12 protein-coding genes and 1 tRNA gene are annotated in these 11,264 nt (G+C 69.6%); 12 read left to right on the top strand and 1 reads right to left on the bottom strand.

The features are described from left to right. From scpB to G6020_RS00665, 6 genes are all read left to right on the top strand, one after another. A partial coding sequence (gene scpB / locus G6020_RS00690) for an SMC-Scp complex subunit ScpB (protein WP_182609317.1) occupies positions 1-560 on the top strand: 560 nt, incomplete at its 5' end. Then, positions 472-1,326, top strand: a complete 855-nt coding sequence (locus tag G6020_RS00685) for a pseudouridine synthase (RefSeq protein ID WP_347237952.1) — start codon at positions 472-474, stop codon at positions 1,324-1,326. The genes scpB and G6020_RS00685, both read left to right, overlap by 89 nt. Continuing rightward, positions 1,323-2,057 (top strand): (d)CMP kinase, encoded by a 735-nt coding sequence (gene cmk / locus G6020_RS00680; protein WP_095719360.1) that lies wholly within the window; start codon positions 1,323-1,325, stop codon positions 2,055-2,057. The genes G6020_RS00685 and cmk overlap by 4 nt, the downstream gene beginning before the upstream one ends. After that, positions 2,054-3,511: a ribosome biogenesis GTPase Der gene (gene der / locus G6020_RS00675; RefSeq protein ID WP_095719359.1), complete on the top strand. Its 1,458-nt coding sequence runs from the start codon at positions 2,054-2,056 to the stop codon at positions 3,509-3,511. The genes cmk and der overlap by 4 nt, the downstream gene beginning before the upstream one ends. 71 nt (positions 3,512-3,582) lie before the next feature. After that, positions 3,583-3,656 (top strand) — tRNA-Pro (locus tag G6020_RS00670). A gap of 122 nt (positions 3,657-3,778) precedes the next feature. Continuing rightward, a complete protein-coding gene (locus tag G6020_RS00665; protein WP_182609315.1) occupies positions 3,779-4,870 on the top strand; it encodes an ATP-binding protein in 1,092 nt (363 codons plus the stop codon). 35 nt (positions 4,871-4,905) lie between these two features. Here the strand turns inward: G6020_RS00665 and G6020_RS17390 are convergent, their stop codons facing one another. After that, on the bottom strand, positions 4,906-5,034 hold the full coding sequence (locus tag G6020_RS17390) for a hypothetical protein (RefSeq protein WP_259846787.1): 129 nt from the start codon (positions 5,032-5,034) through the stop codon (positions 4,906-4,908). A gap of 190 nt (positions 5,035-5,224) precedes the next feature. On the opposite strand from G6020_RS17390, the gene G6020_RS00660 reads away from it, so the two are divergent. From G6020_RS00660 to G6020_RS00635, 6 genes are all read left to right on the top strand, one after another. Continuing rightward, complete coding sequence (locus tag G6020_RS00660) at positions 5,225-6,373, top strand: hypothetical protein (protein ID WP_182609314.1); 1,149 nt, start codon at positions 5,225-5,227, stop codon at positions 6,371-6,373. An 89-nt stretch (positions 6,374-6,462) separates the two neighbouring features. Continuing rightward, positions 6,463-8,760, top strand: a complete 2,298-nt coding sequence (gene secA2 / locus G6020_RS00655) for an accessory Sec system translocase SecA2 (protein WP_182609313.1) — start codon at positions 6,463-6,465, stop codon at positions 8,758-8,760. After that, the gene (locus G6020_RS00650; RefSeq protein WP_182609312.1) at positions 8,757-9,521 is read left to right on the top strand and encodes a CDP-alcohol phosphatidyltransferase family protein; all 765 of its coding nucleotides are present in this window, start codon (positions 8,757-8,759) and stop codon (positions 9,519-9,521) included. The genes secA2 and G6020_RS00650 overlap by 4 nt, the downstream gene beginning before the upstream one ends. Before the next feature lie 9 nt (positions 9,522-9,530). Next, positions 9,531-9,974, top strand: coding sequence for a glycine cleavage system protein GcvH (gene gcvH / locus G6020_RS00645; protein WP_182609311.1), 444 nt, complete (start codon positions 9,531-9,533; stop codon positions 9,972-9,974). Between the two features lie 121 nt (positions 9,975-10,095). Further along, positions 10,096-10,515, top strand: coding sequence for an FHA domain-containing protein (locus G6020_RS00640; protein WP_182609318.1), 420 nt, complete (start codon positions 10,096-10,098; stop codon positions 10,513-10,515). Then, positions 10,512-11,246 (top strand): MerR family transcriptional regulator, encoded by a 735-nt coding sequence (locus tag G6020_RS00635; protein WP_095718998.1) that lies wholly within the window; start codon positions 10,512-10,514, stop codon positions 11,244-11,246. The genes G6020_RS00640 and G6020_RS00635 overlap by 4 nt, the downstream gene beginning before the upstream one ends. Positions 11,247-11,264: the final 18 nt, after the last annotated feature.

The raw sequence follows: 11,264 nt of genomic DNA, 5'->3' as shown, positions 1-11,264 counted from the left end.
CCCTGGCGGCGGCGGCGGGCTCGACGCCCGCGGAGGTGGCGGCCGAGCTGCGGGCGTGGCGGGACGACCTCACGAGGGTGGGCAGCGGGATCGATCTGAGGCGGACCGACGAGGGGTGGCGCCTCTACACGCGTCGGGAGTTCGCGCCGTACGTGGAGCGCCTCCTCACCGACGGCACCCGGTCCACCCTCACCCGGGCGGCACTCGAGACCCTCGCGGTGATCGCCTACCGGCAACCCGTCACACGGTCGCGCGTGGCGGCCGTCCGCGGGGTCAACGTGGACGGCGTGATGCGGACCCTCGTGGCCCGCGGTCTGGCCGTGGAATGCGGCACCGATACGGACACCGGGGGCATCCTGTATAGGACCACGGAGCTATTTCTGGAAAGATTGGGGCTGACGTCGCTCGACGAGCTCCCGGACATCGCCCCGTTGCTGCCGGATGTCGACCTGGTCGACGAGATGAGCGACGATCCCGCGGAGGACCCGCGGATACCCCTGGGGCGGCGCAGAACCGCTGCGCCCGACCCCGCCCATGAACACCAGAACGAAGAGATGTGACGCACTCATGACTGAGTCCGCTGGCCGAGACGGCTCACCGGTCCGCCTCCAGAAGATCCTGGCACAGGCCGGGATCGCCTCCCGCAGGGCCTCGGAGGACCTCATCGCCCGAGGGCGGGTGGAGGTCAACGGGAAGATCGTGCGCGAGATGGGCGTCAAGGTCGATCCCACCACGGCGGTGATCCGCGTGGACGGCACCCGGATCGTCCTCGACGACGACCTGGTCTACCTGGCGCTGAACAAGCCCCGCGGGTACCACACCACCATGTCGGACGACATGGGTCGGCCCTGTGTGGGCGACCTGGTCGCCGACCGGGTCGACGCCGGACAGCGGCTCTTCCACGTGGGCCGCCTGGACGCCGACACCGAGGGGCTGCTGTTGGTGACGAACGACGGCGAGCTCTCGCACCGTCTGATGCACCCGTCCTACGAGGTGTCCAAGACCTACATGGCCACCGTGACGGGGGTCGTCGGCAAGGGCGTCGGCAAGAAGCTACGCGAGGGCATCGAGCTCGAGGACGGCCCGGCCAAGGTCGACCAGTTCGCGATCGTCGACGTCCACGAGGGACGCTCGCTGGTCAAGGTGGTGCTCCACGAGGGGCGTAAGCACATCGTCCGCCGGATCCTCGACGAGGTCGGGTATCCCGTCGAGTCGCTGGTGCGGATCCGCTTCGGCGCCGTCGCGCTGGGCGACCAGCGCGCGGGGAGTTTCCGGAAGCTCAACCGTAAAGAGGTCTCGGATCTCTACTCCGCGGTGGGCCTGTGAGCGCGCCGGCCGGACCCGCCGGCGTCCCGCGGCGACGGATCGCGATCGACGGTCCCGCCGGTACCGGCAAGTCGACGCTCGCCCGGACGCTCGCCGAGCGGCTCGGTGGGGCGTACCTCGACACCGGTGCGATGTACCGGGTGGCCACGCTGCAGGTTCTGCGCGCCGGGATCGACCCGGAGGACGCCGCCGCGGTGATCGCCACGTCCGCCGATCTGCCGATGGAGATCGGCACCGACGCGGGATCCGAGCGGATCCTCCTCGCCGGCGAGGACGTGAGCGACGAGATCCGCACCGCCCGTGTCACCGCGGGCGTCTCGGCGGTCTCCGCCGTCCCGGAGGTCCGGGCCAACCTGGTCGGGCTCCAGCGTCGCCTGGCCTCCGGAGGTGGCACGGTCGTCCTCGAGGGCCGCGACATCGGCACGGTGGTGCTCCCCGACGCCGAGGTGAAGGTCTATCTCACCGCGAGCCCGGAGATCCGGGCCCGGCGCCGGACCGAACAGGATCGCGCCGCCGGCCGTGACGCCGACTACGACGAGGTGCTGGCCGCGGTGATCGAGCGGGACCGCAAGGACTCCACCCGCGCCGCGAGCCCGCTCCGGCCGGCCGAGGACGCGATCGTCATCGACACCTCAGACCTCACCCTCGACGAGGTGCTCGACCGGTTGGTCGCACTCGCGGAGGGCGCCGACGCGTCGCACGGCGACGCCGCAGAAGGGAACACACAGTGAGCAGCAACGAGGACTTCGACCTCCCCACGGGTCCGGTCGAGGAGACCGTCGAGGACGCGTGGAACGACGACACGGACTGGGACGCCGTGGCCGAGGAGTGGGCCGACGAGATCGGCGCCGAGATCGACGGGGTGGAGATCCTGCCCACCGTCGCCATCGTGGGACGGCCCAATGTGGGCAAGTCCACGCTGGTCAACCGGATCATCGGTCGTCGCGAGGCCGTGGTGGAGGACGTCCCCGGGGTGACCCGGGACCGCGTCTCCTATGAAGCCCTGTGGAACGGCCGCACCTTCATGGTGCAGGACACCGGTGGGTGGGAGCAGGACGCCAAGGGCATGCACCGCTCCATCGCCCAGCAGGCCGAGATCGCCATGGGCACCGCCGACCTCATCGTCCTGGTGTGCGACGGGAACGTGGGCATCACCTCGGCGGACGAGACCGTGGCCAAGAGCCTGCGCCGCTCGGACACCCCCGTGATCCTGGCGGTCAACAAGGTCGACAGCGAGAAGGCCGAGCTGCAGTCGGCCGAGTTCTGGGGGCTGGGCCTCGACCAGCCCTACGCCATCTCCGCCGCACACGGCCGCGGCACCGCCGACCTGCTCGACGAGATCCTCCGCCGGCTGCCCTCCAAGGCCCGGATGCGTGAGACGACCGACGTGCCGCGGCGCGTGGCGCTGGTCGGCAAGCCCAACGTCGGCAAGTCGAGCCTGCTCAACAAGCTCACCGGCGAGGAGAGGTCGGTGGTCGACAACGTCGCGGGCACCACCGTCGACCCGGTGGACTCGCTCGTCGAGTTGGGCGGCAAGACCTGGCGCTTCGTGGACACCGCCGGTCTGCGGAGGAAGGTCAACCAGGCCTACGGGCACGAGTACTACGCCTCGCTCCGCACCCGTGGTGCCATCGAGGCCGCCGAGGTCGTGGTGCTGCTGCTGGACGCCTCCGAACCGATCACGGAGCAGGACCTGCGGGTCATCTCCATGGTCGCCGATGCCGGTCGGGCGCTGGTGATCGCCTTCAACAAGTGGGACCTGGTGGACGAGGACCGCCGGTACGACCTGGACAAGGAGATCGACAGGGAGCTGTCCAAGATCCTCACGTGGGCCTACCGGGTGAACATCTCGGCCACCACGGGCCGTGCCCTGGCCAAGCTGGTGCCGGCGATGGAGGGCGCACTCGACTCCTGGGACAAGCGCATCCCCACCGGTCCACTCAACACGTGGATGAGCGAGGTCGTGGCCGCCACCCCGCCGCCGATGCGGGGCGGGAAGCTCCCGCGGATCCGCTTCTGTACGCAGGCCACCACCCGGCCCCCCACGTTCGTGTTCTTCTCCACCGGGTTCCTGGAGGCCGGCTACCGGCGGTTCCTGGAGCGGCGGCTGCGCGAGACCTTCGGCTTCGACGGCTCCCCGGTCCGGGTGAACGTGCGCGTCAAGGAGCGTCGACAGCGCAAGTGACCAGGCGATTGGAGCGCTCCCACAGGCGTGCGCTAGTCTGATCCAGTCGCCGCGCGAGACGCGGTGGCGGGCGGGCTGTGGCGCAGCTTGGTAGCGCACTTGACTGGGGGTCAAGGGGTCGCAGGTTCGAATCCTGTCAGCCCGACACAACACACGAGCAGGGCGGTCTTCCACGAGGGAGACCGCCCTGTCTCATTTCGCGCCTCGGGGCTACACGCCGGTGTTTAGATGGGATCTCCTCCACCAGAGCGCTCATGAGGGGTGACGATGACCGAGATCACGATCGGCAGCGCGGTGGGCGCTCCGGACGTCCCGGCCCGGCTCGACGCCAGTCGTTTCAACCGTCACACCTTCTGGTGCGGTCAGAGCGGCAGCGGGAAGACCTACGCGCTGGGGGTCGTGCTCGAACAGTTGCTCCTGCACACCGAACTCCCGATGGTCGTCCTGGACCCCAACGCCGACTTCGTCCGGCTACCCGAGTCGCGGGAGGACGCCGACCGGGCGGACTCGGCTCGATTGTCAGAGCTGGATATCCGGGTGTTCCGCTCGTCCGCCGGCGCGGGGGAGCGTCTGCACGCCCGGTATCTCGACCTGTCCCCGGCGTCCAAGGCCGCTCTGATGCAGCTTGACCCCATCGCGGACGCCGAGGAGTACAACGTCCTCCTGCACGCCGACGTCCGCGCGGAGCACTTCGACCCCACGACCGCGATAGACCGGATGCGAGCGTCGACCGACCCTGGGGAGGTTCGGCTGTCCTACCGGATGGAGAACCTCCAGGTGCTCGAATGGGATCTGTGGTCCCGAGGTGGGAACTCCGTCGTGGACGTCATCGACGAGCGCCCCCGCGCGACCGTGCTGGATCTCGGAGGCTTCCAACACCCGGCCGAATCCAAGGTCGCGGCGTTGGCCGTCCTGGAACACCTGTGGACGCGGCGCGAGGAGCGACGTCCGATCCTCGTCGTGATCGACGAGGCGCACAACATCTGCTCGCCGGACCCCCAGGACGATGTCGAGCGTGCGCTCACCCGCCAACTGGTCCAGATCGCCGCCGAGGGCCGCAAGTTCGGGCTGTGGTTGCTGCTGTCGACCCAGCGTCCGAACAAGATCCACCCGAACGTGCTCTCGCAGTGCGACAACCTTGGTCTGATGCGCGTCAACTCGCCCAGGGACCTCCTGGAGCTCGCGGAGGTGTTCGGGTTCGCCGGCGAAGACCAGATACGGCGATCCGCCTCGTTCGCACAGGGACAGGCGCTCTTCGCCGGGGGCTTCGTCTCCGAGCCGACGTACGTGCAGATGGGCCGCCGGATCACCGAGGAGTCGGGTGGGGACGTCCGGGTGCCACTACGCGACGACAGGTGAGGTGACGGCCTCTCCCGGGTTCACGGGCGCAGGCGTCACACCAGCGCCGCGAGTCGCCTCCTGCGACAGTTCTGGGTGACGATCCACGCGACGTCGCGGCTGTCCGTCGGGAAGTTGAGACCGTCGTCGACGGCATCGAGAACACTGGACGCGTTTCTCGACATGATGCGCGGCGCCACCACCGGGAAGATGGTCGTACGGATCGCGACCGAGCAGTAGTAGGGCCCCACTCGTGGCGCGTCGACGGATCCGCGCTCCGGTCGAGCGGGACGGCATGTGATCCCCGAAGGGGGCATCATGGCAGCATGAAGTCCATCGGCGGTGACCGCCGGAGCGGGGGAGGGGTGCTCGGGTATGACCAGTCACGATCAGGACGGTGACGGCGAGGACGCCCGCGCCCGCCTGATCCGCCACGTCGACGATCTGTGCGCGGGCACGGCCCCCTCGGGACCCCGAGAACTCTCCGATCGGGCGGCCCTGCTGGTCGCCTGTGGTCTCGTCGAACCGCGGATCGTCGACGTGGTGCTCGCGCGACTCCACCGGAATCTGCCCTTCCCCACAGTCGGCGGTTTCCACCAATTGCGTGTGATCGAGGAACAACGTCACGACCTCAGGCGGCTGCTCGGCACCCCGTTGCCGTCGGTCCTGAGGGTGGCGTTGCGCACCCGTCTGGCAGACCTCGACCGGAGGTACGTCGCCCTGCGCACCGGGTTCACCCGCGGCGCAGGTGTCTTCGCATATCGGATCAAGGACATCCGCGCAGACCGCAAGCGAGGGGTCCACCTGGACCCGGAGGACCGGGGTCGGCTCTTCGACGCCCTCGCCTCCACTCCGACGAGGGCACCGGTGCCGATGGTGCCCAAGACCATGGTCGAGTTGGGCACCGCGGCGGCCGCCTACGGGCAGCGCGAGATGGGAAGGGTCGTCCTGCCGCACCGTGTCCAGGCCGTGGTGGAGTCGCTGCCCTCTCTCCCACGGATCCGGGCGGACAACCGCCGCCTGCCCGAGATGTACACGGCGCTGCTCATGGAGGTCGGCGGGCTGTACGACCGACTGATCCGGGCCTACGTGCGCGGGGGGCGATCAGTGGAGGAGATCCGGTTGCAGTTCGACGCGGAGACCGAGGTGGTGGGGCTCGCCGGAGACCTCTGCCGACTCCGCGAGACGGCGGCGACGCCGGGTGTCCCACCCGCGCGTGACGGGTTCACCATCCTGACCGGGATGGGCGCGGCTATCGACGAGGTCTGGGCCGAGGTGGTCGAGCGGGCGGTCGCGTTCCGCGAACTGGTGGAATCGGTGGAGACCCGCGCCGACGCCGCGGTGTCCGAGGCCGCGCGGCTCGACGACATCGCGCGCGAGAACGGTGTGAGGCCTCCGTCCACCGTGCATGCGCCCAGTCCCGCGGACCTCACGGCCGAGCACCTGGCGGCCCGCGCCGGTGACCGGATGCTCTCCACCGAGGCGATGCGCAGGCTGCGCGGGCAGATCGACCCTGATCGCTGACGCAGCGAGCAGCGGGGTGCGCCGCCGAACCCGTCAGCCCCTGCGTACGGTGGCATCAACTGTTCTGTAGACCGGGAAGGACTCCACGCGTGGGATTCGCCAACCGCTTCTGGAAGCTGATGGGCTCCACCCAGGGCCGGGACACCTCGCGCGCGCAGAGTGCGGTCGAGGCGTCCCACGGCTTCGACGACTGGGCCTCGGGAATGGAGGACGCCGAGTTCGCGGACGCCGCCCACGATCTGCAGCTCTTCGGCGAGTCCCCCGAGGACCTCGCACGCTTCCTCGCCCTGGCCCGGGAGGCCGCGTCCCGAGCCGTCGGACTGAGGCCGTTCGACGTCCAGCTCCAGGGCGCACTGAGGATGTTCGCGGGGGACGTGGTGGAGATGGCGACCGGAGAGGGCAAGACCCTCTCTGGTGCGGTCGCGGCGGCCGGGTACGCACTCCAGGGGCACACCGTCCACGTGATCTCCGTCAACGACTACCTCGCGGCCCGTGACGCGCGGTGGATGGGGCCGATGTTCGAGCTCCTGGGGCTGACGGTGGGTCACGTCACCGAGTCGTCGTCCCGCGAGGACCGTCGCGGCGCCTACTCCTGCGACATCACCTACGGGTCCGTCTCCGAGATCGGTTTCGACGTGCTGCGGGAGCAGCTGGTCACCGATCCCGCGGACCTCATCGCGCCCACGACCGACGTCGCTCTGGTCGACGAGGCCGACTCGGTCCTCGTCGACGAGGCGTTGGTCCCGCTGGTGCTCGCCGGGTCCACCTCCGGGGAGGCGCCCACGGGGGAGATCCTCTCCGCGGTCCGGAAGCTGCGAGCGGGCCGCCACTACGAGACCGACTCCGAGCGGCGCAACATCTTCCTGACGGACGACGGTGCCGAGGCGATCGAGGGCGAACTGGGGATCGGGGACCTCTACGACGCGGAGCATGTCGCCACGACGCTGGTCCAGGTCAATGTCGCCCTACACGCCTGTTTCCTGCTGAGGCGGGACGTGGACTACATCGTCCGTGACGGGCGGGTCCAGCTGATCAACGCCTCGCGGGGTCGCGTCGCCGAACTGCAACGGTGGCCGGACGGACTGCAGGCGGCGGTCGAGGCCAAGGAGGGGGTCGCGGTCTCGGAGGCCGGTCAGATCCTCGACAGCATCACGGTCCAGGCGTTCATCGGCCGATACGACCGCGTGTGCGGAATGACGGGAACGGCCCTGGCGGCCGGGGCGCAGCTGCGCGAGTTCTACTCACTGGGCGTGTCCCAGATCGACCCGAACACCCCCTGCGTCCGGGTCGACGAGGCCGATCGGACGTATATCGACGTCGACAGCAAGACCCGGGCCGTCGTCGAGCACATCGCCGCCGTCCACTCGACCGGTCAGCCGGTGCTCGTGGGAACCCACGACGTCGCGGAGTCGGAGGAGCTCGCCGCACGCCTGTCCGAGAAGGGCGTGGAGTGCGTGGTACTCAACGCCAAGAACGACGAGGAGGAGGCGGCCATCATCGCCGAGGCGGGGGACGTGGGCAACGTCACCGTCTCCACCCAGATGGCGGGCCGCGGCACGGACATCCGTCTGGGTGGGTCCGACGAATCCCGCCGCGACGAGGTGGTCGAACTCGGCGGTCTGCACGTGGTGGGGACCGGGCGGCACCGGACGGAGAGGCTCGACAACCAGCTGCGCGGGCGCGCCGGACGCCAGGGAGACCCCGGAAGTTCGGTGTTCTTCGCCGCGATGGACGACCCGGTCGTGACCTCGGCCCTGGAACCCGAGAAGATCCCCACCGCGCACGACAGGATCAGCGGGCTGCTCAAGGGCAACCGTGGCCGGGACGCGGTCGACCACGCCCAGCGTGTCACCGAGGGCCAGATGCTCGCGATCCACTCCAACACCTGGCGGTACAGCCGACTCCTCGCCGAGCAACGCGCCATCCTCGCCGAGCGTAGGGCGGCCCTGTTGGTCACGGAGAAGGCGTTCGAGGAACTCACCGCGCACGATCCCGGGCGCAGCGCCGAACTCGTGGAGACGCACGGCCGTGACGCCGTGGTGCAGGGGTGCCGGGACATCATGCTGTGGCACCTCGACCGGGGCTGGGCCCGTCACCTGGAGACGATGAACGACGTCCGCGAGTCCATCCACCTCAGGGCCCTGGGGCGGGAGAACCCCCTCGACGAGTTCCACAGGATCGCGATCGATCACTTCAGGGACCTCGCCTCGGACGCGGTCCGGGAGTCTGAGACCACGTTCGCCGAGATCGAGTTCACCGATTCGGGGGTGGATCTGGTGGCCAACGCGATGGCGCGGCCCACCTCGACGTGGACGTACATGGTCCACGACAACCCGATGGCGGCGGGTGGCAACGTCTTCTCCGGGATGATGTCGACCTTCCGATGAGCGCGGCGCGGGAGGGACGGCGTGAGACCGATCTGAGGGAATGGCGGACCGGCGAGGGCAGGGTCCTCGGTGCGCGCATCCCGCAACCGCGCGACGGGCACCTCTCCGCCGCGGTGCCACCCGGTCTCGGGTACGAACCGCCGCCGCGTGACCCCCAGGTCAGCGACAGATTCTGGACGCTCCCCAACGTCATCTCGCTGGCGCGCATCGCGCTTATCCCGGTGCTCGTGGTGAGCATCCTGGTCTGGGACGACCCGCCGCTGGCGCTGTGGCTCCTCGGCGCGTTGGTCGTCTCCGACTGGCTCGACGGCAAGATCGCACGACTGTGGAACATGCGGTCCACCTGGGGCGAGCGTCTCGACCCCCTCGCCGACCGCATCCTGGTGGCCGCTGTGCCCGTGGCCTTCGCCGTCGCCGGGTACATCCCTGTCTGGGTCGTGGCGATCCTCCTGGTCAGGGACGCGCTGTTGGTGGGGACCGTCCCCGTGTACCGCCGGAGAGGGATCGAACCGGAGGTCACCTACCTGGGCAAAGCCGCCACGTTCGCGCTGTTCTGGTCCCTTCCCCTGCTCCTCGCCGGGTTCGCGGGAGTCCCCGGCGGGGAGGGTTTCCTGATCCTCGGAGAGGCGTGCCTGTACTGGGGTGTGGGCCTCTACTCCTGGAGCGGGTCGATCTACCTGTGGCAGGCCTGGAGGATCGCGCGGTCCGTCCCCCCGCGCCGTCCCGGATCTACTGCAGTGGGGCCGTCCGGCGGTGTGTAATGTCGCCAGATGTACACGCCAAGTGAGCCACGCGAGAAGGGCACGTCAGTGAGTGACCAGAACATCCCCGACCAGCTCCGGTACACCGACGAGCACGAGTGGGTGGAGCGGGTGTCCGACACCCGAGTTCGCATCGGCATCACCGAGTACGCGCAGTCCAAGCTGGGTGACATCGTCTTCGTCCAGCTCCCGGACGTGGGCGGGGAGACGGAGTCGGGTGAACCGTTCGGCGAGGTCGAGTCGCCCAAGAGCGTCTCCGACCTGTACGCGCCGCTGAGCGGGAAGGTCGTCGAGGTCAACACCGCCCTCGAGACGTCGCCCGAGCTAGTCAACTCCGACCCGTACGGTGAGGGGTGGATCGTCGTCCTCGAGATCCCGGACGTCGACGATCTGGAGACGCAGCTCGAGCAGACGCTGGACTCGGACGGATACGCCAAGATCACGGAGGGCTGAGGGGTAGGGACCGCCCCCGGCCCCGCGGCCGGACGGTCCGACATAGAATCGCAGGCACCGCATGGTGAGCCCCACGCCCGGGCTCGGACGAGGAGAGACGAACGTGACCGAGAACAAGAACATGCCCGAGGCGACCGCCGAGACCACCTCGGTGTTCCGCGCGGAGCTTCTCAACGAGTCCGATCAGCAGGCGGCTCAGTCCGAGCCCGCCGTCACCGGTGTCGAGGGACTGCCCGAGGGGCAGGCGCTCCTGGTGGTCAAGCGAGGGCCCAACGCGGGCTCCCGTTTCCTCCTGGACCAGGCCACCACGTCGGCCGGCCGCCATCCGGACAGCGACATCTTCCTCGATGACGTCACGGTGAGTCGTCGCCACGCGGAGTTCCGGAGCGAGGGCGGTACGTTCAACGTCGTCGACGTCGGATCCCTGAACGGGACGTACGTCAACCGCGAACCCGTGGACTACGCCTCGTTGTCGAACGGCGACGAGGTCCAGATCGGCAAGTTCCGCCTCGTCTTCCTGACGGGTACGCCCGGGCAGTGACAGCCGCCGGACACGGCGCCACCGAGGAGGGACACCTCTCCATCGGCGGCGTCATCGCACTCCTGAGTCCGGAGTTCCCGGACCTCACGGTGTCGAAGGTCCGGTTCCTCGAGAACGAAGGACTGGTCACCCCCGAGCGGACCGCCAGCGGGTACCGCCGGTTCAGCGTCGGGGATCGTGAACGGTTGCGCTATGTCCTCACGGCGCAGCGCGACCGGTATCTGCCCCTCAAGGTGATCCGTGAGGAGTTGGAGGCGCTCGACTCCGCGATCGCGGACGGGTCCACGACCGCCCTGCTCCCGCGGCCCGGCGGGGACGGTGTGCCGGGGTCGACCCCGGACGATTTCCGCAGCGACACCGTTCTGCGCCTCACCCGTGAGGACGTGGTCGAGCAGTCGGGGGTGGACGCGGAGCTCGTCGGTTCCCTCGTGGACGCCGGGCTCATCGTGGCCGGCCCCGGCGGATTCTTCGACCCGGAGGCGGTCCTGGTCGCGCGGACGGCGCACGACCTCGCCGGCCACGGCGTGGACGTCCGTCATCTGCGGGGCTTCCGGACGGCCGCCGACCGGCAGACGGGCCTCATCACCCAGATCGCCGGCCCGGTGGCACGGCAGGGCGACGCGGATGCACGGGATCGCGCCGCCGAGTTGGCCCGGGAGATCGCCGCGCTGTCGGTCGCTCTGCACTCCACGCTCGTCACCGTGGCCGTCCGGCACGCGCTGGAGTCCTGACGCACGCGCCCCGGGACG

This window comes from Dietzia sp. B19 (assembly GCF_014145155.1).
GTDB lineage: Bacteria > Actinomycetota > Actinomycetes > Mycobacteriales > Mycobacteriaceae > Dietzia > Dietzia natronolimnaea.
Note: the sequence above shows the minus strand (reverse complement) of the source record. Positions and strands in the feature narration are given on the sequence as shown.

Coding starts and splice junctions, on each gene's coding strand:
- gcvH (WP_182609311.1), top strand. CDS start 9,531: ATGTACACGCCAAGTGAGCCACGCGAGAAGGGCACGTCAGTGAGTGAC.
- G6020_RS00640 (WP_182609318.1), top strand. CDS start 10,096: ATGCCCGAGGCGACCGCCGAGACCACCTCGGTGTTCCGCGCGGAGCTT.
- G6020_RS00665 (WP_182609315.1), top strand. CDS start 3,779: ATGACCGAGATCACGATCGGCAGCGCGGTGGGCGCTCCGGACGTCCCG.
- G6020_RS00660 (WP_182609314.1), top strand. CDS start 5,225: ATGACCAGTCACGATCAGGACGGTGACGGCGAGGACGCCCGCGCCCGC.
- G6020_RS17390 (WP_259846787.1), bottom strand. CDS start 5,034: ATGTCGAGAAACGCGTCCAGTGTTCTCGATGCCGTCGACGACGGTCTC.
- G6020_RS00650 (WP_182609312.1), top strand. CDS start 8,757: ATGAGCGCGGCGCGGGAGGGACGGCGTGAGACCGATCTGAGGGAATGG.